We start from the raw sequence: 23,322 nt of genomic DNA on the forward strand, positions 1-23,322 counted from the left end.
CTTTTTCAAGCGCCCGGATGCGGCTTTTCTCTGTGCGGGTCGCTCGTTGCTCGTCGACCAACTGGCGATGCTTCGGCTGGTTGGCGATCAGACAGTTTGGCTTCCATTCAGCGACATGTTCAGGATAAAGGCCATTTTTACGGCAGTATTCAGACAGCTCATGCTTAGAAAGTGCAGCTGTTTCAAGCAGAATAGTAAAAATTTGCTCTGCCTATTGTTCCACACCGGGTTTCACTTTTCGGATGATCAAGCCCTCAAGTTCCAGTTGTTTTCGCCAGCCATGTACCGTGGCAGTTCCAACGGCATCGTTCAAGCCATCTCTCCAATCGTCTTACGAAAACGTAGCAGTGCAATCGTAAAAAATACGCCACCGATAGCCAGCAGCGTCAGAAACTGCGGCCAGACAATCGCAAAATCTGCGCCTCGATATAGAATTGCCTGCGCCAGGCTGACGAAATGAGTTGTCGGCATGGTGAGCATGATGTCCTGCACCGCCTGCGGCATACTTTCTCGTGGCGTTGATCCCCCGGATAGCATCTGAAGTGGTAGCAGCACTAGAATCATCAACAGCCCTAACTGCGGCATCGAGCGGGCCACGGTTCCCATAAATATTCCAATTGAGGTAGTAGCAAACAGGCTCAGGGCTACTCCAAGCATAAACAGCGGTATAGAGCCTTCAATCGGCACCTGCAACACTCCCTGGACCATCAATATAAGCGATAATCCAGAAACGACCAGCACCACCAAACCCATTGACCAGATCTTTGCCATCATAATTTCAAACGGCGTCACCGGCATCACCAGCAGGTGCTCCACGGTTCCATGCTCTCGTTCACGTATCAACGCCGAACCGGTAAGCACGATGGCCAGCATAGTAATATTGTTGATAATCGCCATTACGGCCCCGAAACGTTCCTGTTCCAGATTCGGGTTAAAACGCATCCTGACGGCTAGCTCGACTGGCAACGAGCTGTTATCCCGATAGCGGGCGACAAAGCTATTTACCTCACCAGTGACGATATTCTGGATATAGCTATTGCCGGTAAACGCCTGGCTCATTCGCGTCGCATCAACGTTTACCTGCAGCTCCGGCTGGCGTCCGGCTAAAACATCACGCTGGAAGTTAGGGGGAATATTGATCGCGAATGTATATCGCCCGGCATCCAGCCCTGCGTCCATTTCATCAGCGGTAATCAGCTCAGGGGGTAAAAACCAGGGGCGATAAAAACCGTTGATAATGCGCGATGAGAGCTGCGATTTATCCATATCCGCAATAGCGATAGGGGCTAAATGTAACGACCCCGGCATAACGGTAGCGGAGGAGTAAACCGAGACGGTAAAGGCGAAGACAATTAATGTCAGCATCGCCTTATCGCCAAGCAGGCTGCGTAGCTCTTTCATGCCTAAATTATAAATATTGCGTAATCCGCGCATTATCCCTCCTGTTTTTTCAGCAGCCACACGCTCAGGCCCAGCACCAGCGGAACCGCAATAAGCAGTGGTATGAAGGATGCCCACAGGTCCGTCAGATTTAGCGCTTTGGAAAACGTTCCTCGCGCAATGGTCAGAAAGTGGCTGGTTGGATAAATCTGGCCAATCCAGCGGCCCGGCCCTTCCAGAGAAGCGACGGGATCGATCATCCCCGAGAACTGCGTCGCCGGGATAAGCGTAATAATCGCGGTACCGAAAATCGCCGCAATCTGGCTTTTCATAAAGGTTGAGATCAGTAGGCCAAGCCCGGTGGCAATCGTGACATAGAGCAGTGCGGCCAGCATAAGCGTCAGGAAGCTCCCTTTATGCGGTACGCCAAAGACAAACACCGACAGTGCACATAGTAGAAAGAAGTTAAACATCCCCAGCACGATATACGGCACCTGTTTGCCCAGAAGAAATTCACTGCGGGTGGTCGGCGTCACGTACAGATTGATGATCGAGCCCAGCTCTTTCTCACGCACTACGCTGAGCGCGCTGAGCATTGCCGGGATCATCATCAACAGCAGCGGAATAACTGCTGGAACAATCGCTGGCAGACTCTTCACGTCCGGGTTATAGCGATAGCGGGTTTCAATAGAAATCAGTGAGGTATCGCGATTGGGGCTGGCCTGGCGACCGGCCATCTCCTGAAGCCAGGCCAAATGCATCGCCTGCACGTAGCCGCGCACCGTTTCCGCCCGGTTTGGCATTGCGCCATCCACCCACACGCCGATTTGCGCTGGCGTTCCCCGAGCGATGTCGCGGCCAAAATTAGGCGGAATTTCGATAGCCACCGCCAGCTCGCCGTTGCGCATCCGCCGGTCCAGTTCACTGTAGCTTTGCAGCGGCGGCTGTTCGATAAAATAGCGTGAACCGGCGATATTCTGCGACCAGCCCTGGCTGCTGACGGTTTGATCGCGGTCGAGTACCGCAAATCGCAGATCCTCGACGTCCATACTGATCCCATATCCCATAATAAACATCAGGATCACCGTGCCCAGCAATGCCAGAGTCGATCGTACCGGATCGCGACGTAGCTCCAGCGCTTCGCGACGGCTGTAGCTAAACAGGCGGCGCAAGCTAAACGCCTGACGCGGAGCAATGGTTTCGGTTTTGTGTTCAATCATGGGAATCGGCGCAGCCTCAGCAGCAGGCGGCTGTGCGGCATCTGCTGCCTCCTGTAGCCAGGCGATAAAGGCCTCTTCGAGGCTGGCCGACCCGCGCTGTTCGACCAGCGCCTGCGGCGTATCGCTGGCCAGCACTTTGCCAGCATGCATCAGTGAAATGCGATCGCAGCGCTCGGCTTCATTCATAAAGTGGGTGGAGATAAAAATCGTCACCCGATCCTGGCGGGCCAGATTGACCATCAATTGCCAGAACATGTCCCGGGCCACGGGATCGACGCCGGAGGTGGGTTCATCAAGAATTAACATTTCCGGACGGTGAATGACCGCGACCGCCAGCGATAGCCGCTGACGAATACCTAACGGCAGCGAGGCGGGCAGGGTGTCTTCAACCTCTTCCAGCATAAAGCGCTGACTCATCTCGGCGACCCGACCGGGGATCTCCGCATCCGGAATATGGAACAGACGGGCATGTAGATCGAGGTTTTGCCTAACGGTCAGTTCACTGTAGAGGGAAAAGGCCTGCGACATATAGCCAACGCGGCGGCGGGTTTCAATATCCTTCGGGTCGACCGGTTGGCCAAATAGCCAGGCCTCGCCTTCGCTGGCCGGTAACAGCCCGGTCAGCATTTTCATGGTTGTTGATTTACCACAGCCGTTGGAGCCGAGGAAACCGAAGATTTCGCCACGGGCGATACGAAAGTTCACGTGATCAACGGCGACAAAATTGCCAAAGCGCATCGTCAGGCCGCGAGCTTCAATGGCGATTTCGCTCTCCTCTGCGTTGCGCGGTGGAATGATCACCTCTTTATGCGCCAGGCGCTGGGCTTCAGGAAGCAGGGCGATAAACGCCTGTTCCAGCGTCTGGCTCTTCGTTTGCGCCCTGAGTTCGTCTGCGCTGCCGGTCGCCAGTACTTCCCCCGCATTCATGGCGACCAGCCAGTCAAAACGTTCCGCTTCTTCCATATAGGCGGTGGCGACCAGCACGCTCATCTCCGGCTGGCGCTGACGAATGCTGTCGATCAGATCCCAAAACTGTGCCCGGGAGAGAGGATCAACGCCCGTGGTCGGTTCATCAAGGATTAACAGCTGCGGATCGTGAATGAGCGCGCAGCACAGGCCGAGCTTTTGCTTCATCCCGCCGGAAAGTTTCCCCGCCGGACGGTCGCGAAACGGCGCGAGTCCGGTGCTCTGGAGCAGCTCATTGATTCTGCTCTCACGCTCGGCCTTATCATGGCCGAACAGGCGGGCAAAGAAGTCGACGTTTTCATAGACCGACAGGGTATGGTAGAGGTTCTTCCCTAGCCCCTGAGGCATCCAGGCAATTTTCGGGCACACATCCTGGCGGTGGCGAACATCGCTCATGTCGCCGCCGAGCACGACCACATTGCCGTGCTCAATGACCCGTGCGCCGGAAATTAATGACAGCAGGCTGGACTTGCCGACGCCGTCTGGCCCGATCAGGCCCACCATACAGCGGGCGGGAATGCTCAGCGTAATGTCTTTTAGCGCGGTGGTTGCGCCAAAGTGCTGACTGACGTTCTCCAGGCGGGCGATCGTGTTCATTGTGGCAACCTCACCGTCAGCGCTTCAGGCCACGCCTGCTGGTTATCCAGACGCACCCAGGCCATACCTGGCAGGCCGGTTTTCACATACTCAAGGTGCTGTTCCAGCAGCTCCGGCGGAATGCGGGCTTTGACGCGGAACATCAGCTTCAGCCGTTCATCGCTGGTTTCCACCGTTTTGGGGGTAAACTGCGCCACGCTGGCGACAAAACTGATATTGGCAGGAATGGCCAGATTGGGTGCGGCATCAAGGATAATTCGCGCTTCGCTGCCCAGCGCCAGCAGGCCAGCTTGTTCAGTAGGCAGGAAGAAGGTCATGTAGACATCGGACAAGTCGACCATATTCAGCACCCGCCCGCCTGCCGCCAGCACTTCTCCCGGTTCAGCAACGCGATACTGAATACGACCATCGCGGGGCGCTTTCAGTTCGCTATCATCGATATCGGCGATAATCCGACGCTCCGTGGCCTGAGCTGCTTCAACGCGGGTTTGTGCCTGAATAATGCTGGTTCTTGACGCCTCAATAGCCGCTCTGGCGGCAGAGACCTGGGCTTTTGCTGATTCCAGCACTGCTCTGGCGCTTTCCGCCGCCGCCAGGTCGTCATCAAGCTGCTGAGCGGAGACCGCGCCGCGCTGTGAGAGTGTGCTGGAACGGCCGTAGCGTTTGGCGGCGGAGTTTAATTCAGCCTGCCGCTGCTTCACGACCGCCTCAGCGGCGCGCATTTCGCCTTGACGCTGATCGAGCAGCGCTTTCGCTGCGGCAATCGAACTTTCAGCTTCTTTAATTTGTGCGGCGGCTTCCAGCCGTTGTTCGTTGAGCACCCGGATATCCATGCGGGCTAAGACTTCACCCTGGCGGACAAACTGCCCTTCTTTGACCAGAATGGTATCGATACGTCCGGCGGTTTTGGTGGCGATATCGACCTCTGTGGCTTCAATTCTACCGTTGCTGCTGGCAAAGCCTGCCGGGAGTCCCGGTGGGCGCAGCATCCACCATGCGGCGGCGGCAATCACCACCAGTAAACCAATAACGTAGACTGCCCAACGCCGTTTGATTTTGTCCATACGCGACTCGCTTTGTTCCATTTGCTGAGTGGTGCGCGTTTCTCCTCCGCATAGCGAAGTATCGTCTCTCCAGGAAAGGAAGGTATGGGGGATAAGGCCAACCGGCGCATGACGCCTTCAGCGCTGCTAACCGGTCAGAAAGAGGTGCGATTAATGTGGTCATCATCAGCAATCCTCGCCTTAAATGAAACACGCATATTTATTGCTACTGTCAATGCAATACTAACACCCGCAACAAATATGTCCATATACAAAACATGGACTTGTCGTAGAGTTAACATAAAAAAACAGCTGAGGCACGGTGAGGCAATATTACCCATGATGCTTATTGGGTTTAATGCTCCGGGCCTTGCTCATACAATCTTCATCGTTTTTCATTAAGAGCCTATCCCAGTCGGATTTTATTCCAGACAATGACGCCGCAGGAAAAATATAGCATCGCTTCATAATTTTCGATTTTCTGTTCCCTGCGCGTCAGGACGCGGCGGTAGCAATTCATCCAGCAGTGTGTTCTCTCCACACCCCAGCGATGAGCCTTAAAATCTGTGTTTTTAATGGTTTCTGCTCCCTCTTTCCGTGACCGGATATGAGGTTCATAGCACCGGATTTTCAGATACGCCTCCAGCTATCCGGCTTCATACCCCTTATCCATGCAAAGGCGGAGTCTTCTGCCGGGTCTGCCCGCCTGAAGAGCGTCGAGGGTATCTGCAACCAGCTTTATGTCGTGGGTATTTGCACCGGCGACAGCCAGTGCAAGCGGAAGCCCGTTCGCGTCAGTCATCAGGCTGCGTTTTACTCCCTGTTTACCGCGGTCTGTGGGGTTGCGGCCTGTTTTTTTGAACCAGCCAGTGGTGATTTGGTCATACATCCATCGAGCGACAGCCACGACCAGTCAATAGCATCCAGATGTTCACAGGCAAGCAGGCCGTTCTGCCAGAAGCGTTCAAATACTCCGGCATCCCGCCATTCCTGAAAGCGCCGGTGAGCGGAGTTGGACGAACAAATCCCTGTGGCATTCAGGGCATTCCACTGGCAATCTTTCTGAACATAAAGAAAATGGCATTCATGCCGCACGATTATCAACGCGCTTGCGATGCGTACACAGTGGGGGGTGAATTTTGCGTTCCAAGATGAGTCGGGCCATTTTCTCCCAGAGTTCATCGCTGATCTGCCACTTGTTGCCCGCCATACTTTGATCTCAGAAATTTCCATCATTTATTACCTGACAATCCCTTTTGGGATAGGCTCTTAGCATCATTAACACTTTGTTAACTTGAGCTGGTTTAAGTTAATTTAAATTTGATAAAAAGATAAGGGTGCATGGCCTGTATGGACGCTAACCCGGTAACGTCTTTTGACGAATAATGCAGCAGTATTTTTTATGTTTTTTAACACATTGATTTAAAATAGGAATAATATTTGTAAGGAAGTTTGAGTTACTTATGGGTTACTTCTTGTGGGATTAAAAAACGTACAGAATGAAGGAGAGATTTAAAGTAACACTCGAACAAAACAATGTCGAGTGTTAACGAGGCGTATACTTTCTCTGAAAAGCCTTGCTTGCCTGATATCTTTCGTGGCTATGGATTTCATGTTGTAGCGCTTACAGTTGAAGTAAGGCTTCATGTAGGACGGTATAACGATTCGCACCATGTAAACCCCGCAATGAGCGAGAAGCAGATATCTGTCGCGCTTGTAAGTCATGTAAACCCCTAATATTTTGTCGGGACAGTTGACCATTGGCTGAAATCCGGTTGTTGCATATAGTGATTACCTGTCTGTTGATCATGAGATCGTTGATGCCAAAGATAACCCAAAAACAAAAGGTAGAGTTGACCAGGTGGTTTAAACCTGGCAACTATCTGGCGCTGAAAGACCTGACCCTCCGGGAACTGTACTATGAGTTCGTTCTTCGGCGTGAAATGCACGAACGCTATCAGGAAGCGGCTGAGTCCCCGGATGCTGAGTGGCTGCTGCCAGATGTGAACAAGAGTCAGGAAAAGCTGATTTTTGGTGGTAACCCGATACTTATCAAAAATGTTGATTTCATTGAGTCAGAGGATTTGCTTGAGGATTTTCATGTAAAACCGCTTACAGTTAAGCGGGTAAATTTGTTGATACGCAATATCAAAAAAGTGGCGGGTGTGCAATCCGACAAGCACAATACCCTGGCACCAGAACAAACAGACATGCTTGAAATGTCGTTTACCCGATTTAACCTGGAAAGTTTAAAAAAAGGGGCTGAACAATCAGCCAACACAGGTCGTGAGATTAATCCTGCGCTTAAAAACATGTGGGAACGCCGGATAAAAAAGGCCAGGGAACAGATCTACCTGCAAATCGATTTAGGCTGTGTCCCTTAATTACGTAACCGTTGATAAAAGAGTCGGATGCAGCCCAGTTTCACCATTGCCAGATAATTTCTCGCCGTTTTGTCGTAACGAGTAGCGATGCGACGATATTCTTTCAGGCGGCCAAAGCACCGTTCAACGACGTTACGATTTCGGTACGCATCACGATCAAGCTTCGCACGTCCATCCGATGCCATTTTCTCATTTGATTTTCGGAGGATAACTGCCTTTATGCCGTTGTTTTTCAGCTCATTGCGTAATGCGTGTCCGGAGTACGCTTTGTCGGCCAGTACTGCATGACCACGGCGTTTCATGCTGCCGTTCTGACGCTGAACGCCAATACCGTCCAGAAGTCGTTGCGCGAACAGGCTTTCATGAGCCTGCCCGGGGCTTAACACGATATTTAACGGGAGACCGCTTCCGTCTGTTGCCAGATGGATTTTGGTGCCGAAACCGCCGCGAGAGCGACCCAGCCCATTATCTCCGTCGATATCAGGATGCTTTTTTGAGCACCAGCGGCACATTTCAGCGCCCGGATATTACTGCCATCCAGCGCGGTGGCAGACCAGTCAACAAAGCCGTTCGCATCAAGTAGTGAAAGTAACCTGTTGAAAATAATGTTAATCACGCCTGACTTTGACCACCGGTTAAAGCGGTTATAAACCGTTTTCCATGGCCCATATCGTTCGGGCAAATCACGCCATGGAGCACCGGAACACAACACCCAGAACATGCCATTAATAATTTTACGATGCTCAGCCCATGGGCGTCCGGCTGGTCGTGTAGCAGGTTCAGGAGGCAACAGGGGCTTGATGATGGTCCATGCTTCATCGGGAAGGTCGTAGCGAGCCATAGTTCAATATGTCGTGGAAACAGACAGTTACTATAGCTCAGATGATTAAGGGACACAGCCTAGTCTCAGCATATGCTAATCAATGGGGAGCAGGTCAAATAGTTTCCGTTGTTGATTAAGTCCGGACGGATTGAATGAGTTAGATCAATTTTTTTAAACTTAGGTCTTTTAAGGTCAGAAAACAAGCTACACTAAATATGCTGCACGATGACAGACTGATACAAGGAGTTTTTATGAAAAAAGTTATGCTGGCCATTTTTTTAGCTTCATTTACTATTTTCGCCATAACAGCCTGCTCTTCTAATCAGGCTATAAAGACTACCGATGGGCGTACTATCGTAACCAACGGAAAACCAAGTATTGATAACGATACAGGACTGGTTTCTTACAAGGATGCCCAGACAGGGAAAACCGAGCAGATAAATCGTGATCAGATTACTAACATGAGTGAGCTGGATAATTAAAGAAGGATTAGTTATGAATAAAAAATTCCAGTGAAATACCACATTAACTGAGGTTTCTGCTCAGGACCTGTAATTATAGGCTCCGGGCAGACAACCATCTAAACGGGGAAAACTGCTCCAGAAATGATTTATTCAATAACGCAAAAATGAACATTAAATCCTGCCGGGAGGAGTAAAGGGGATGCAAGCCGTAAAAATCAGGTGGAGCAGCACTTAACTCAATGAATCTTGAAATAATAAAGGAGACAAGCAGTGGCTGAATGCTTTACCAGGCTGCAGCACTCATTTTACCGCTTACCATATCCCACCATAAACCGGAAAATCAAACCACAGGCTGGTGACAGGAAAAGGAAAAAACCCGTGATCATTTCATTTCCATCAGTCAACCATAAGGTAGTATAATATATTAATATTGCCAGAATGACCATTCCAATAAAAGAGCTGACAGATGCGACAACCCCCATGACCTGCCAGACGTAGCCACTCACGGACAATATACTAATTGTAAGAAAAGTCCATAGATAGATCATCATGTCCTCCTTCTGTTTACTCTAAGATTATACCAGATTTCATATTGTTAACCTATTTGGTTTATTACAAAACTCACAGACTGAAAAGAAAATCCGTGATGAAAGAATACTTTTAAACACAGGGTGCTGATTTTTCGAATGTAACTCAGCGGATTGGCCCCTATATTTCCATAGATCTTTTATCACTTAACCCAGTACTGGTCCGACGCTGTATATATTCCCGTGGCGAACGATATCCCGGCGCACTGGGCGGATGCCATTCGTTATAGTGTTCGAAGGTTTCCGCAAGGTGCTTCACTGCCGTTAACCTGTCAGGTTTCGGCATGATACTGGTACAGGTTCGAAAGAAAAGCGGCGATCATCACATGATTCTCGCTCAATATCCGTAACCAGTAAGCACATATCCTGAATCACTTCAAAGTGTAATTCCCAGGGTGCAAATGATTATATCTCGCTCATAGCGGATCCAACAGCCATTCTGAGTCTAAATAAGTGATCCTAATATCGCTACACTTTTACCAGTCCGTGTTTGCCACCGGGAAATGGACTGACGGTTTCCATAAAGTGGCGTACTTTTTTCAACAGTTTCCACATTGACCGGCACTGATGATTCCGGGTGATGGTTTCGTGCAGCGCCTGCCATAGCCTTTCAATGTGATTAACCCACGGCGAGTAAACAGGTTGATAAATGACTCTGAACTTCGGGTTGCACTTCAGCCAACGCAGCGTTTCTCTGCTCTTGTGAATAATATAGTTATCAACGATTAACGTGATGGTTTTTGCCCGCCGGTAAGTCGCTTTCAGGTGTTTTAGTAGGGCGATGAACAGCACCGAACTTTTACTGCTGCCACCCACATAACTGACCCGGCCGCTACTGCTGTGGAGTGCTCCCGCTAGATAATATTTTTCGTTCTGCCCCGGTGTGGCAACGCGTTTCTGATGGCCCCGTCTCTGCCAGTCTGCACCGATTTTAGGATTGAGATGGATATCCACCTCATCTTCGTAAAACACCGGATGCTCTGCACTACATTCGTCCAGCGCTTTGTGGATTGCCGCCATTTTTTCATCTTTGTGCGGGTCGCGAATATGCAGTGTGGGCGCGGTTCTGCGCCACACCAGACCGGCGGCGGGTAACCAGCGACGCACCGTCGAAGCATGCAGGCAGCAGCCTGTTATCTCTCTGATTTTTATTGCCATCAGTTCCGTACTCCAACGGGAACGCTGATAACCAAAATCGCCCGGCGTGTGTTTTATCAGTTCACGTAATAATGTGCATATATGCTCAAATGGCCAGCGACGGGAACGTCCTGCGGGTAATGATTTCAGGCCTTCAACTCCCGACAGCGTGAACCAGTTAATCCAGCGGCCGACGGATGAACGGGCACAACAGAGTGTTCTGGCTACGTCACTGACACGATCGCCCCGGTGCAACATCAGCAGAGCAGTGAGTCTGCGCGCATGATTTTTGTCACGCGTTTTATGGATAGTTTTCTGCATCAGGCGTCGTTCAGCGCGGGGGATGGGTGCTATGATCGGCATCGCTCAGTCCGGTTGGTGGTTTGTTTCTTTTTGGCAATTGATCAGATCGCACAATCCGGGCTGAGTTCCCCTAAAGTGATCTACTATTTGGAACGCTTATTTAGGATGAGCGTCAGTAGGCGTTCATTGTCTTTATCGTGTCCGGAAACAGGGTTATGCAACGACGGCAGCAGTATCGAGAGTCACAGGAAGTAGCTGAAGACTCTCTGAAGAAGATAATAGCAGCTTTCCCTCGCGCCATTGCTGGCGCGATTTGCCTGAGCGATATGGCCCAAGGAAGACCTTTTATAACCGTTTTAACCGATGGTCTAAATCGGGAGCAATTAACATTATTTTCAACAGATTACTTTCTTCTCTTGATGCTCATGGTCTCGTTGACTGGTCCACGACTGCGCTGGATGGCAGTAATATCCGGGTACTCAGGTGCGCCGCCGGTGCAAAAATAAACATTCCGATATCGCCGGAGATAATGGGCTGGGTCGCTCTCGCGGTGGTTTTGGCACCAAAATCCATTTGGCGACAGACGGAAGTGGTCTGCCGTTAAATATCATACTGAGTCCCGGTCAGGCTCACGAAAGCCAGCTTGCACAACGTCTTCTGGACGGTATTGGTATACAACACCAGAACGGCAGCATGAAGCGTCATGGCCATGCAGTGCTGGCTGACAAAGCTTACTCCGAACATATATTACATCAAGAACTGAAAAGAAAGGGGATAAAAAACGGTCTCCCCCGAAAAACCAATAAAATAATGGCAGCAGATAGTCGTTCACAACTTAATCGAGATGCCTACCGCAATCGCAACGTTGTTGAGCGGTGTTTTGGGTGCCTGAAAGAATACCGCTGCATTGCCACACGTTACGTCAAAATGGCGAGGAATTATCTGGCGATGGTGAAACAGGGGTGTATCCGGCTGTTTTACAGAAGGTTATGTAATTAAGGGATACAGCCTCGTTTGATGTTCATTTTGCTCTCCCCGAGCGGTAAAAGAACATCTGAATTACGCTCTCATAAACTGCTGGGTGTCCTGGCACAAATTACCTTGCATGAGCATACTTAATCACTCCTTGCTCGGTATTTTTTGCATGCGCTATCGGGTGAGGCGATCAAACGACAACCTTACGAGCATTTTTACTACTGACAAGTTCACCAGTAGCTAACTTGCTAACCTTTCTTAAAGCAGCATTAAAAGCAATCACGGTAACTGGGCTGTCACGGTTTTTAACGCGGTTTGAATGGCTCTGAAACACAAAAACATCTTGAGGATACGTCTCTCTTCTACGTTCCAGTATCGCGCAAACAGGCGCGCTTAACTCAATCCGTTTTGCTTTTATTCTTCCTTTCACTCGCAGATAAGCAGAACCTCTTTCAATGTCTGTATAACGAAGATCAATCAATCTACCAACACTTTGACCAGTATAAAAAATTACCGCCCATAAATCAGACCAGGTATCCGATACATGAACCAGATTGCTATTAATAGTTAAAAATTTCTTGAAACTTATTGCTTTCTTGCCTTTCACAACCAGACCATTCCCATAACCAAAACGCTTATTATCCTAAACATCGTACCTCTGCAAAACTACCTATGTTTTGGATGGCTAATGGTCGCCGTAAAGTATTTGTAAACCGTCTTTACCCCTAACTGAGAAGGATGGCAGTACCGTTGGCGAGTGCCGGTAACCTCCGCTGTCAGTTTGGTGTAGTGCCACTGACGGCAGCAACACTAGGGACAATTGCAGGTGACAACCCCGAACGCATGAAAAACGAACCTGCATTAGCATCATTCTGTGGCGTTGAAGGTGCCTCTTTATCTAGGCGTGAAAACTTTGGGTGGTGATACCGAGACGTATTGCAACGTCGGAAATAGAATGACCGCTATTAACAACCTGTCTGACTGCTTCAACTTTAAACTATTCTGGATAACGCTTAATACTCACAGGTATTTATATTTGAGCCATCTTGAATGACACCTCAGATGTATGTTAAACCTATTGTGATTAAGTGTTGGGCTGCTTAGTGGGCATCAAAGGAATTTAGTGAGATTCTCCTATTATCCGATAACAAAATGGGCAGGGCTTAGCCCCACAATACTGACGTTTGCATTGGTTACAGATACAACGGGACCGTTTGTTTGCGGTAGTATCTTGAGTGGAGTGAGTCCGTCGGTTAGTGTAGTCAATACGTTTTGCATGCATGGTTAGTTTCCTCTTGATTTTTCCATACGCTGTTTTAACCACGACTTTACTTCGCTTTCAGTCCAGCGAGAGCTGCTGCCCAATTTAATCGGCTTCGGGAATTCACCGTCCTTGATGAGTTTATAAAACCATTTGTCTGTTAATCCAGTGTAAGCAGTAATAAAGGTCATATTAACGAGGCGATCTTTTGTGAGGTCTGTATCTGACATGTGATTATTATTTTTATGATTAAATACTGATGCATGTTCTTTCATTATTAACTCTCTTTCGGTAAATATACAATATCTGGATTTGTTTGAAGCTTAGACTGATTTTTTTCTAAACTTTACCTTTAAAATATAACTGTGCGAAGAAAAATAATATTCGGATATTATAAATCTCATCATTCATGATGGATTATGAATTAACAGTTATTTTTGTATCTAGCCTTAATCTACCCATATGCTGACGTGAGTTGCTCTGACAACAGCAATAAAAATTGAATAGATTGTGTAAGCATTACATCTACAATATCAGATTGATATCGGGCGATTATTTAGCCAGTCGTCCAGTTCTGACTCCAGCCAGCCCACTGATTTAGTGCCCAGCCGACGCTGGATTGGAAAAGTTGGATCATATCGCGGTGATTTTGGATTCAGCCAGTCGTATATGGTGGATCTTTTGATCCCGGCTTTCTCGACTACTTCAGGTAACCTTAAAATCTTCATATCTTGTGTAGACATGGTTCATTGCTCTTGATTGCTTTAGATTGGTTCTTATATTAATGCGAGGGTTAGTATCGAAAAAGCTGTCTTCATAAAGTATTTTTTTAGCTTTACTACTTCACATTCACTTTTTGGTAACTAAATGAAAAATAACGACTTTGATATCCTTTTTGAAGAGGTTTTAAATGAGTTTGAGAAAGCGGTAGTGAAAGTGAAAACTTCCACTCACTTTGAGCCGTGTTCTGGCGAAGAGATGGTGCGTAAGCTCGAGAAAGATGCCCATACTGCCATTACTGATTACCAAAAATGCAGGATTCAGCCTTACAAACATGCTTACAGGGAACGTACTGTTGAAGAGTACATAAGCAGTATGAAGTCTCAAGCTATGTGGACGGGTACACCCAGCAAGCTTCTGGAATGCGCTTTTGCATCGCATAAATGGGGAATATCTCGGTACAGACAGGGCCGCAAAGCTGAAGGCCGTAAATATGTTTTGATGGCACTAAATTTGATAAACATGTGGAATGGAGCCTGCTGGGCTCTGGAAATGGTAGAATTTAAAGAAGAGTCTAATAAGTTAAAACGAGAAGCAGCAAGCCTCGGTGGTAAAAGAAAGTCGCAGAACTACAGGCCAGTCAAGGATGAAGTCATTAGGCTATTAAAGAAAAATAAGCCTGAAGACGGGTGGAAAAGTAAAGCTGCTGCTATTAATTCTTTAGAGGAAGAGATTTCTAAGTTTATTGAACTTGATTTCCATAAAAATAGTAATTGGACATCATGGGATAAATTATATAGGACCATTAGCGACTGGTCTAGAAATGACATCGAATTGAAGAATGCTTTCGCTGATGTTGTAAAGAGATAACTGATGAAAATAAGCGAATGAAAATGATTTTCAGAGTGTTAGATGTGGAGCCTGTCCGTAATTCTGTGTAACTGCCATCGTATTAAAGGTGATTGCTCGGGCGGTCACCGAACTCGATAATAAAACGACTCATTGTCAGCTGTCATTTGAGGCCTATTATTCAATGATGAAAATAAATGAGTTGAAAGGAGGGGGTTGAGAAAATAGAACATATAAATATCAACACCTCAATGCTGGGGAGTCACTAAGAGTCAAATGTTTATAACTGGTGATGTTTTTTATATGAGTGAATTACTGCTATTGTCTGCTACCAGTAGCAGACAATAGCAGCCCTTTATCTGTGGTTATCGATTGATAACGATTGTTTCGCCCATAGTTCCATTGTTGTTTCTCAATTTCTGAATACCCACTTTTCCTTCTTGTTCAAGGAATTCTAAAGCGGCGTTGAGTTTGATTTTATTTCTCAATTTATAAGGTCCTTTTCTTCTTATTTCCATTTTGTTTATATGGGTGGTATAACTATAGTAGTTATCTTTGCGAGAGACCAGCCAGGCATAGAGTAAATCAGCATTCTGATCCACTGTTTCACTACGTAAACCACCCGAAGTTAGTAAGTAAGAATAATAAAAAATCACAATCTTTGAGGCGTTTACAACATTCTTTGAGGAAATAACTCCTGAATTGTCACCGTCGAAATATTCAAATAAGGCAGCCACTCTTATAAGGTTTTCTGAGAATTTAGAAAACATGCCTTCAAAAAGAGGGGATTTGTCTTTGTGTTGAATTATAGCGTCTTCAGCCTTTTTCTGGTACTCGGATAAAGCAGTCTGAGCTTGTTCTGAGAGTGTATAGTAATCATGTGTAACAGTACCACTGTTACACATTTCTTCAAAACTGGATAGCGCCTCTTCGATTTTTTCATGAAATAATCTCAGGCTATCTCCTCCTGCATTTTGTACTGTCTTCGTGTCCCTGCGCCCTTGCATAGAGGTGACTCCGGTAATCATGAATCGAGAGAAAAAACCGGAACCCACTGCATAATCCCCTTGTTTTTTAACATATTTTTCGAATTCATCTGTCTGGATCATTAGTAAGATGGTGAACATGCAATCATCTACAGTGAAACTGCCTGTTTTGCGTTCTACATCGAATGAAGAGCCATCCCATAACTGGTTTAAAAAACCTAAATTACTCTTAGCTCTTCCCTTAAAGAATACCCCTGCTTCATCTGACATCAGGCTCGCAGAAGGTATATTGTTGTATAATCCCGACTGTAAAGCCTCAGGGGTAGTATCGTTGTAAATCATCTTAGGCAGAACAGGACTTTTCGGTTTTATTCTGTAATGGAGCTTCAGCCGCTCATTTTCACTTTCAATGCTGACACCTTTCTCCGTTTTCTTGCGGATACTCTTCAATATGGATTGTTCCTGTACCTTCCATGATTGAAGTTCTGCATTGTAATCAACTATTAGCATTTCATGTTTCTTTCGGCAGGCTTTCTCAAATGCAAAGACAGGTTGACCTACCACGTTATATACAGCAGTTTTCCGCTCTCCTGAGTCTGCAATCACGGTAAGATATAAGGAGAGGGGCCTGACTCGCCCGTCAGGATAACGAATTTTTTTTAACCCCTGCAACGCAAGTGATGCAATACCCAATATAGCGGTACCCACAAGTTCCGGAGGAGCCTGAACATCCCTTACTACAGATTCAATTGCATTCCGCATTATTTGAGGGAAGTATTCTACTGGGTAAGTAGCCTTTTTGTCTTTTACAACTCCAACACTCATATTCGACCTCTCATATGTTAATTTTTACTGGCAGGTACACTGCAGGACCAAGAATATGATACCCATCTGCTATTTGGAATACTCCGGCAGACCATTGGACTAAATTGGTTTTATTTGGATTGATATTATTTTTAGTCAGGATTGCTTTGCTACCTGATACTGTACAGATATGAGTCATGAACAGCTCTGTTCTGGTCTGTTTTACCCATGGGGAAATAGATAATTTGTGATGCCATTATTTAAAGCTACATCCAAAATTACGTTCACCATCTGTAAAGCATTTGCTTTTCTTTTTTGCAAAGTAACTTGTCCGGTAAATCAGTGAGCCATATGACTCACTTTTCTTGCCATCCTTTGCATTCAGGTAATAACAAGGATTGCTGGGTGTGTGGACTAACTCTTTATCGGGGGGATAAATGAAACTGACAGCACTCATCCATGACTCACGTATAAGGCGGAGGAGTGTACCTTTTTTACTATCGTACGCTCCCAGTGTATTGAAAGTGTCCCCGTTGAGTAAAAGTAATACGTGATAATGTTTTTTATGTGAATCAGGTGCAAACTCTCTGGCCCAGACAACGCGTAATGATGTCTTACGAACTCGCTTTCCCTCTTTCTCCCGCTTGTTAAGATAATGTGAAATTTTTGCTTTCAGAGAATCCGTAAAGCGGGATATTACTGATGAATCTGTCCTTGCGAAATTAGCCTCATCAGGCATGTCATTTAATGGCTTGAGAGCAGGAGTATGTAAATCTATTCTTACAGCCAATACTCTTGGGTGTTCACTCAATGCTTTATCAATAGTTTGTTCTATTTTCTTTAAATGGTATTGATTCAATTTTCCGTGAGAGGTGATATATTCGTACATACTATTTGTTTCCTTTTTTATATTTCGAAAGTGTTAGTCGTAGTAGAGCTGATTATTTAATTAAATCACTTTCTCTACGCTTGTATTGTTCATATGCATTATACATACGGTATATGTTTACTTGCCGAGTTATATGCATGAGCGTTGTTTTATTAGTGATGGAATGTTTGTTGGTTTCAATGTATTGAATTACATATGTTCTCATGTTTATTAATCTACAGGCATTGGTTTATATGTGTCGATATGTATCATTAACCTATATACACATCTATATACATACATAGACAAACGCCACTGTTCTTTAGTCAGGGGTTGAAATTGCAATAAAGGAAGGAATTAACGATATTCATGATTTTTATACCTTTTTAGCCATCAAATTGCTCTGGACTTATCACATATAATGTTTGGGCTTTTTATTAAGTTATGGATGAGTTTGAACCTATATTACTTTGGCGAAAATCCGTTATCCCTCGAAGGATATATCTATTCTTGAAGGTTAAGCGGTTTGGTACAAACAGATAAATTAAGGAGCTCATCATGAAACTAGCCAGTCGTTTTGGACGGGTAAATCAGGTACGGCGCGACCGCCCGTTAACCCGTGAAGAATTGATGCATTACGTCCCCAGTGTTTTTAGTGAGAATAAACACGAATCCCGCAGTGACCGATATACCTGGATACCGACCATCACTATTCTTGATAATCTGCAGCGGGAAGGTTTTGAGCCTTTTTTTGCCTGCCAGACCCGCGTACGTGACCAGAGCAGACGGGAGCACACCAAACACATGTTGCGCCTGCGTCGTGCCGGACAACTCACCGGCCAGCAGGTTCCCGAAATTATCCTCCTCAATTCACACGATGGCTCATCCAGCTATCAGATGTTGCCGGGACTGTTTCGTGGCGTCTGTACCAACGGACTGGTCTGCGGGCAGTCATTCGGCGAAGTACGGGTGCCGCATAAAGGGGATGTGGTGGAGAAAGTTATTGAAGGGGCTTACGAGGTACTGGGGATATTTGACCGGGTTGAGGAGAAACGTGATGCCATGCAGTCGGCTCTGTTACCACCACCAGCGCAGCAGGCGATGGCGAGGGCTGCTCTCCACTATCGTTTTGGTGAAGACCACCAGCCCGTCACTACCGATCAGATACTGACGCCACGACGTTACGAAGACCGCAGTGACGACCTCTGGACGGTGTACCAGCGGGTGCAGGAGAACCTGATGAAGGGAGGACTGGCGGGACGCACTGCACAAGGACGAAGCAACCGTACCCGTGCTGTGAACGGTATCGACGGCGATGTGAAACTTAATCGTGCGCTGTGGGTGATGGCAGAGAATATGCTCGAACTGCTGGGACAGGAATGACTTCGACGAGGAGAGACATACCCGTGAACACCGAAACTCACCCACACCTTCCCTCCGGCCCGTTTACGCGTGAGCAGGCCTCAGGCATCGCAGCGCAATATGACAACGTCGCCATTGAAGACGACCAGGGAACGCATTTTCGTCTGGTTATTCGTTGCGAAGGTGTGATGGTCTGGCGGGCATGGAACTTTGAACCTGAAGCCGGAGTGATGCTGAATCGCTACATCGCACGTTATGGCATCCGCAGGTCCTGACCAACCTTACCAGACTTCAGTCTCAGCCTTTCCCGCCAGCCCTGACCGGCTGGCTTTTTTATTTCCGGAGTCATTAATCATGAACAACGCATTAACGGATAACACCATTCCGACAGACACTCTTTGTGCCATACCTGTTAAAGATGAACAGCGCCTTCGTTTCTGGCCTCAGCATTTTGGTCGTATCCCGCAGTGGATAACCCTCGAACCCCGCATCTTTGCCTGGATGGACCGGTTGTGTGCGGATTACAGCGGTGGCGTCTGGGCTTTTTACACTCTCAGCAACGGTGGTGCTTTCATGGCTCCGGAAGAGAGTGACGGTCCCTGGTCGCTGTTCAATATCCTGAATGGTAACGGCGCTGAAATGAGTGCTGAAGCTGCGGGTATTGCGGCCTGTCTGATGGCTTACAGCCACCATGCCTGCCGCACGGAGTGCGATGCCATGACAGAGCATTATTACCGTCTGCGCGACTATGCGCTGAACCACCCTGAGTGCAACGCCATTATGCACATCATCGACTGAGGTCCTGCACCATGGAAAAACAGTTACCGTTGTTTGCATATGAACTGACAGCCTCCGCACAACAGACCATCCGCGAGGCGTTGACTCTTCTGGAGCGCCAGTTACGCGAGCCCGGCGCATCGTTTACGTCCAGCAGTTCAGTACGTGACTGGTTACGGCTTCAACTGACCATGGAGGAAAGAGAGACATTTGTTCTGCTGCTGCTGGACAACCAGCACCGCATGATTACGCACGAAACGCTGTTCAAAGGCACCATCAGCCATACCGAAGTCCATCCACGGGAAGTGGTGAAAGCCTCCCTGAAATACAATGCGGCAGCGGTGATTGTCGCGCACTGCCATCCCTCAGGCCATGCCGAACCCAGTCAGGCTGACAGACGGGTGACAGAGCGTCTGAAGAATGCTCTGGACCTTGTGGGGGTGCGTCTCCTGGACCACCTCGTTATCGGCGGAATGGATATCGTCTCGTTTGCCGAACGGGGCTGGTTATAAGGGAGGAGTATTAATGAAAATTATCAGTAAACGTCAGGCAATGGCGATATACCGACAGCATTCGCAGTCCAGGCTGTTTCGCTTCTGTACCGGCAAATATAAATGGTCCGGCAGCATCTGCCACTATGCCGGTCGCGAGGTGGAAGATATCAGCGGTGTACTGGCCGTATTCGCAGAGCGCCGCCAGGACCGCAACGGCCCGTATGTCGTATTACGCAGCGTAAGCCTGAATTAATTCACGATTAAGGAGAGCGACATTTTGTCGAAGAACACCACGATAGCAACGCATGATATCAGCGAACCCTGGTGGGGGCTCAGGCGAAGTGTCTCCCCGTGTTTTGGGGCCCGTCTGGTCCAGGAGGGAAACCGCCTGCATTACCTGGCTGACCGGGCGAATGTTAGCGGACAGTTCTGTGATGCGGATTTACGCCATCTTGACCAGGCTTTCCCGATATTGCTCAAACAGCTGGAGTTAATGCTCACCAGCGGTGAACTGAATCCCCGTCATCAGCACTGCGTCACGCTGTATGCAAAAGGTCTGACCTGCGAGGCCGATACGCTCGGTTCGCACGGCTATGTTTATATCGCGATTTATCCCACTCCTGTCGCCACGGCATAACACCGTAATACTTCGCACTTCAGCGCACATATCTTCCCACTAAAGAGATAACGCTTATGCAAACCAAATCATCCCCCCTCATGCGGGCGGCATCGTCACGTCCGTCTCCGGTGAGTGTCTGGCAGACCCTGCTGACCAGCCTGCTGGCACAACACTATGGCCTCACGCTTAGCGATACGCCGTTCAGTGATGAACAGGTCATTCAGCAACATATTGATGCCGGTATCTCGCTGGTTGATGCCCTGAATTTTATCGTTGAGAAGTATGAACTGGTCCGCACTGACCGCCCAGGCTTCAGCATCCTGACGCAGTCTCCGTTTATCACACCCATAGATATCCTCCGGGCCAGGAAAGCAACGGGGCTGATGAACCGTGACACGTATAAAGAGGTGACGGCTATTACCAGAGGGCAACATCCGCAGGTCAGCGCTCCAGGCAAGCGATGAGCTGGACGAAACAAACCGCGTCCCGCAAGCACATAAACACCAGCCCTGACCGGCTGGTATTTTTCTGACTATAAAGGAGAGAAATAATGTCCGGAAATAATATTAATGAACCCGAAGTATTAACCGGGCACACCGGTGTGATTTGTTCCACCAGCATTGAACGTATTGTCACTGGCCGTAATGCTGCGCTGACACGGATTGAGGCGCTAATTCGTCAGCTTGATGACGTTTCCCAACTTACTTTCGGGATTGGTGGCGACGTAGCTAATCATTGGGCGATGCGGCAGGGCCATTCTTTCGACTGCTGGTTGGTGCAACCTGTAGATAAAGCGATGCCAGTCATCACCCGCAATATCGACTGCAGCATCTGGCGCGATCTGATGTTGAAGTCAGGGATGCTGACATTGATGGATGCTGAGGCGCGTAGCCAGTGGGCTAAAAACCTCGAAGAGGGCGATCTCCCGGCAATCAGCGAAGCGAATATCCTGAGTACCTTTGAGCAACTTCATCTCAACAAACAGGAGGTCTTCGAGCGTGGCATCATCAATGTGTTCAGGGGATTAAGCTGGGATTACAAAACCAATAACCCCTGTTACTTCGGCAAGAAGATTATCGTTAACAATCTGGTGAAGTACGATAAATGGCGCTATAGCCTGAGCTGGGGCTGGCGGCGTGACCAGTTAGCCGATCTGGAGCGCATGTTGTTCCTGCTGGATGGTAAAACCATTCCCGATAACCGGCACGATGTGACTATCCGACTGATGGATTTCATTCGCGATAATCCACTACTGCAGGTATTCGGAGATGATCTCTTCACTATTCGCCTTTTCCAAAAGGGTAGTGGTCATATCTCGTTTAAGCGTATGGATCTGGTAGATAAGATGAACAACATCGTAGCGAAGCACTATCCGGGGATGCTGGCAGCACAGTGATTTACAGTTATAATCATCAGATTCGAAATCGTTTGTTTTTTCAGCGAAATACGATTGGGGGCCTAATTGGGGGCTCCTGAGTTTTTCGAACAGAAAAATATCCAGTTATAGCAAGGGTTGCAAGGCTTATATTCGAATCCTGTAGGGGCGTACCATTTCACTGCAAACCGTCATTTTCCCTTAGCAAGATAGTTCTCAAGCCACGGTAACAGCTGTTTTTTACGGCTCAGCATCCCTTCGACTAAGCAGGGTGCGTTTGCTTGCTGGCCTTTCGGCACGGCAAAGTAGAGCGTCGAATACCCGGCATTGATATCCGTCAGCATGACCACCACCAGTTGCGCGCCGGTTTCCTGGATATTCAGTGCCATCTCTTCCTGCAACTCATCCAGTACAGCATCCACCTGATTTAATGAAAACAGCTCAATCTGTGCGGCGTTAACCTTCACGCCCTGAATCTGGAACGTTTTAATATCTTTATTCAACAGCGCTTTCCCGCTTAACCCCTCAATGCTGGTTTTCGCGGTCAGTAGCCCGGCGATAAAGGCATCTTTCTCGATACCGGCGAGGGTTGACAGTTCTTCAACGGCAAGCTTGTCATCAGGCGTCGTGGTGGGGGAGCGAAGCGCGACGGTGTCGCTGATCACGGCTCCCAGCATTAATAGCGCTTCGGCGGGTGTTATCATGCGGCGGATCTCTGGCGTCATCAATTGCCACAGTAGCGTACTGCTGCTGCCCACCGGCTTCACCCACACTTCCGGCGGCAGGCGCGTCACCAGGCCGCCAAGACGGTGGTGGTCGATGATGCCGACAACGTTACTCTCAGCTAAAGAGGCAGGGCCCTGAGTGGGCTCGGTAAAATCGACCAGCCAGACATCGCGATCGGCGAGAGAGTCGGTGAGTAAGGCGGGAACCGGCAGTGCTGCCTGTTCAAATATAAACCGGGTTTCACGGTTAATTTCCCCACAACGCCAGGCCTGTGCCTGAAGACCGCGCAGCGTAAGCCAGCGGCTTGCCATATACGCGGTGCAAACGGCGTCGCTATCCGGGTGGAGGTGGCCAAGTACATTTATCATTGCTTAAACCTTTTCAGGGAAGCATGTTGAGCTGGAGAAGAAAGACCAGCCTGACACGCCCCATCGTGAATGAGAGTCATATCAGGCGTCATTAGCCTCAGAACGAGGCGGTTGGGGAAGGTGGAACGCCATCACCTTACGTGTAGTGTGAACCAGGGCGCGCTGGCTTTCAAGCGCTTGCGCGGCAGTAAAAATTTTTTGCGCAACAATGCAAAAAAAACGCAAAGCGGTTTA

General features: G+C 48.2%; 23 protein-coding genes, 6 pseudogenes and 1 riboswitch. Of the genes and pseudogenes, 12 read left to right on the plus strand and 17 right to left on the minus strand.

The genetic code is table 11. The features are described from left to right. Positions 1–108: 108 nt before the first annotated feature. The 6 genes and pseudogenes from AC1MKH_RS06265 to AC1MKH_RS06290 all read right to left on the minus strand — a co-directional run. A pseudogene (locus AC1MKH_RS06265) lies at positions 109–313 on the minus strand (IS3 family transposase); the annotation flags it as partial. Continuing rightward, positions 310–1,434: an ABC transporter permease gene (locus AC1MKH_RS06270; RefSeq protein WP_021314392.1), complete on the minus strand. Its 1,125-nt coding sequence runs from the start codon at positions 1,432–1,434 to the stop codon at positions 310–312. The pseudogene AC1MKH_RS06265 and the gene AC1MKH_RS06270, both read right to left, overlap by 4 nt. After that, a complete protein-coding gene (gene rbbA / locus AC1MKH_RS06275; protein WP_021314393.1) occupies positions 1,434–4,163 on the minus strand; it encodes a ribosome-associated ATPase/putative transporter RbbA in 2,730 nt (909 codons plus the stop codon). The genes AC1MKH_RS06270 and rbbA overlap by 1 nt, the downstream gene beginning before the upstream one ends. Next, positions 4,160–5,227, minus strand: a complete 1,068-nt coding sequence (locus AC1MKH_RS06280; RefSeq protein WP_028016386.1) for an HlyD family secretion protein — start codon at positions 5,225–5,227, stop codon at positions 4,160–4,162. Before AC1MKH_RS06280 ends, rbbA begins: the two co-directional genes overlap by 4 nt. 385 nt (positions 5,228–5,612) lie before the next feature. Further along, positions 5,613–6,416: pseudogene (locus tag AC1MKH_RS06285) on the minus strand (IS5 family transposase). 347 nt (positions 6,417–6,763) lie between these two features. Next, a pseudogene (locus tag AC1MKH_RS06290) lies at positions 6,764–6,931 on the minus strand (integrase); the annotation flags it as partial. Between the two features lie 95 nt (positions 6,932–7,026). Here AC1MKH_RS06290 and AC1MKH_RS06295 point away from each other — a divergent pair. Further along, the gene (locus tag AC1MKH_RS06295; RefSeq protein WP_021314398.1) at positions 7,027–7,590 is read left to right on the plus strand and encodes a DUF6387 family protein; all 564 of its coding nucleotides are present in this window, start codon (positions 7,027–7,029) and stop codon (positions 7,588–7,590) included. On the opposite strand, the gene AC1MKH_RS06300 is transcribed toward AC1MKH_RS06295, so the two are convergent. Next, a protein-coding gene (locus AC1MKH_RS06300; protein WP_115723444.1) for an IS5 family transposase occupies positions 7,587–8,431 on the minus strand; the annotation gives its coding sequence in 2 pieces (ribosomal slippage) (positions 7,587–8,089 and positions 8,089–8,431; 846 coding nt in all). The two genes, AC1MKH_RS06295 and AC1MKH_RS06300, sit on opposite strands and share 4 nt — an antisense overlap. Before the next feature lie 233 nt (positions 8,432–8,664). Here AC1MKH_RS06300 and AC1MKH_RS06305 point away from each other — a divergent pair. Next, entirely contained in the window at positions 8,665–8,895 is a 231-nt protein-coding gene (locus AC1MKH_RS06305) for a YgdI/YgdR family lipoprotein (RefSeq protein WP_021314400.1), read from the plus strand. 287 nt (positions 8,896–9,182) lie between these two features. Here the strand turns inward: AC1MKH_RS06305 and AC1MKH_RS06310 are convergent, their stop codons facing one another. The 3 genes and pseudogenes from AC1MKH_RS06310 to AC1MKH_RS06320 form a co-directional block, all read right to left on the minus strand. Next, entirely contained in the window at positions 9,183–9,425 is a 243-nt protein-coding gene (locus AC1MKH_RS06310) for a YfdY family protein (protein ID WP_021314401.1), read from the minus strand. Between the two features lie 160 nt (positions 9,426–9,585). Beyond that, a pseudogene (locus AC1MKH_RS06315) lies at positions 9,586–9,768 on the minus strand (IS3 family transposase); the annotation flags it as partial. A 164-nt stretch (positions 9,769–9,932) separates the two neighbouring features. Further along, positions 9,933–10,964, minus strand: a complete 1,032-nt coding sequence (locus tag AC1MKH_RS06320) for an IS630 family transposase (protein WP_031285562.1) — start codon at positions 10,962–10,964, stop codon at positions 9,933–9,935. Positions 10,965–11,208: 244 nt separating this feature from the next. Here AC1MKH_RS06320 and AC1MKH_RS06325 point away from each other — a divergent pair. Then, positions 11,209–11,903 (plus strand): annotated as a pseudogene (locus tag AC1MKH_RS06325) (IS5 family transposase); the annotation flags it as partial. Between the two features lie 166 nt (positions 11,904–12,069). Here the strand turns inward: AC1MKH_RS06325 and AC1MKH_RS06330 are convergent. The 4 genes and pseudogenes from AC1MKH_RS06330 to AC1MKH_RS06345 all read right to left on the minus strand — a co-directional run bounded on the left by AC1MKH_RS06330 (position 12,070) and on the right by AC1MKH_RS06345 (position 13,883). Beyond that, positions 12,070–12,486, minus strand: coding sequence for a site-specific integrase (locus tag AC1MKH_RS06330; RefSeq protein ID WP_228258689.1), 417 nt, complete (start codon positions 12,484–12,486; stop codon positions 12,070–12,072). A 294-nt stretch (positions 12,487–12,780) separates the two neighbouring features. Continuing rightward, a pseudogene (locus AC1MKH_RS06335) lies at positions 12,781–12,903 on the minus strand (transposase); the annotation flags it as partial. 260 nt (positions 12,904–13,163) lie between these two features. Further along, a complete protein-coding gene (locus AC1MKH_RS06340; protein ID WP_080491308.1) occupies positions 13,164–13,370 on the minus strand; it encodes a helix-turn-helix transcriptional regulator in 207 nt (68 codons plus the stop codon). Positions 13,371–13,673: 303 nt separating this feature from the next. Next, on the minus strand, positions 13,674–13,883 hold the full coding sequence (locus AC1MKH_RS06345; RefSeq protein WP_080491305.1) for a helix-turn-helix transcriptional regulator: 210 nt from the start codon (positions 13,881–13,883) through the stop codon (positions 13,674–13,676). Between the two features lie 124 nt (positions 13,884–14,007). On the opposite strand from AC1MKH_RS06345, the gene AC1MKH_RS06350 reads away from it, so the two are divergent. Beyond that, positions 14,008–14,730 carry a hypothetical protein gene (locus tag AC1MKH_RS06350; protein WP_080491304.1) on the plus strand — a complete coding sequence of 241 codons (723 nt, stop codon included), beginning with the start codon at positions 14,008–14,010 and terminating at the stop codon, positions 14,728–14,730. 344 nt (positions 14,731–15,074) lie between these two features. On the opposite strand, the gene AC1MKH_RS06355 is transcribed toward AC1MKH_RS06350, so the two are convergent. Both AC1MKH_RS06355 and AC1MKH_RS06360 read right to left on the minus strand, forming a co-directional pair. Further along, positions 15,075–16,520: a YfjI family protein gene (locus tag AC1MKH_RS06355; protein WP_080491303.1), complete on the minus strand. Its 1,446-nt coding sequence runs from the start codon at positions 16,518–16,520 to the stop codon at positions 15,075–15,077. Positions 16,521–16,755: 235 nt separating this feature from the next. After that, entirely contained in the window at positions 16,756–17,388 is a 633-nt protein-coding gene (locus tag AC1MKH_RS06360; protein ID WP_072032909.1) for an inovirus Gp2 family protein, read from the minus strand. 537 nt (positions 17,389–17,925) lie between these two features. Here AC1MKH_RS06360 and AC1MKH_RS06365 point away from each other — a divergent pair. From AC1MKH_RS06365 to AC1MKH_RS06400, 8 genes are all read left to right on the plus strand, one after another. Further along, positions 17,926–18,750 carry a DUF932 domain-containing protein gene (locus AC1MKH_RS06365; RefSeq protein WP_065805884.1) on the plus strand — a complete coding sequence of 275 codons (825 nt, stop codon included), beginning with the start codon at positions 17,926–17,928 and terminating at the stop codon, positions 18,748–18,750. Then, complete coding sequence (locus AC1MKH_RS06370; RefSeq protein ID WP_044349282.1) at positions 18,747–19,004, plus strand: DUF905 domain-containing protein; 258 nt, start codon at positions 18,747–18,749, stop codon at positions 19,002–19,004. The genes AC1MKH_RS06365 and AC1MKH_RS06370 overlap by 4 nt, the downstream gene beginning before the upstream one ends. A 79-nt stretch (positions 19,005–19,083) precedes the next feature. Next, positions 19,084–19,527: an antirestriction protein gene (locus tag AC1MKH_RS06375; RefSeq protein ID WP_065805885.1), complete on the plus strand. Its 444-nt coding sequence runs from the start codon at positions 19,084–19,086 to the stop codon at positions 19,525–19,527. 11 nt (positions 19,528–19,538) lie between these two features. Further along, complete coding sequence (radC, locus tag AC1MKH_RS06380; RefSeq protein ID WP_065805886.1) at positions 19,539–20,018, plus strand: RadC family protein; 480 nt, start codon at positions 19,539–19,541, stop codon at positions 20,016–20,018. 13 nt (positions 20,019–20,031) lie between these two features. Continuing rightward, the gene (locus tag AC1MKH_RS06385) at positions 20,032–20,253 is read left to right on the plus strand and encodes a DUF987 domain-containing protein (RefSeq protein WP_065805887.1); all 222 of its coding nucleotides are present in this window, start codon (positions 20,032–20,034) and stop codon (positions 20,251–20,253) included. A gap of 24 nt (positions 20,254–20,277) precedes the next feature. Then, positions 20,278–20,637: a type IV toxin-antitoxin system YeeU family antitoxin gene (locus AC1MKH_RS06390; RefSeq protein ID WP_065805888.1), complete on the plus strand. Its 360-nt coding sequence runs from the start codon at positions 20,278–20,280 to the stop codon at positions 20,635–20,637. Positions 20,638–20,693: 56 nt separating this feature from the next. After that, positions 20,694–21,083, plus strand: coding sequence for a TA system toxin CbtA family protein (locus AC1MKH_RS06395; protein WP_065805889.1), 390 nt, complete (start codon positions 20,694–20,696; stop codon positions 21,081–21,083). An 86-nt stretch (positions 21,084–21,169) separates the two neighbouring features. Next, positions 21,170–22,015, plus strand: coding sequence for a DUF4942 domain-containing protein (locus tag AC1MKH_RS06400; RefSeq protein ID WP_065805890.1), 846 nt, complete (start codon positions 21,170–21,172; stop codon positions 22,013–22,015). A gap of 170 nt (positions 22,016–22,185) precedes the next feature. On the opposite strand, the gene AC1MKH_RS06405 is transcribed toward AC1MKH_RS06400, so the two are convergent. Further along, complete coding sequence (locus AC1MKH_RS06405; RefSeq protein ID WP_276218584.1) at positions 22,186–23,088, minus strand: DHHA2 domain-containing protein; 903 nt, start codon at positions 23,086–23,088, stop codon at positions 22,186–22,188. Between the two features lie 75 nt (positions 23,089–23,163). Beyond that, a riboswitch (Fluoride riboswitch) is annotated at positions 23,164–23,233 on the minus strand. Positions 23,234–23,322: the final 89 nt, after the last annotated feature.

Source organism: Pseudocitrobacter sp. CD920760 (genome assembly GCF_057782505.1).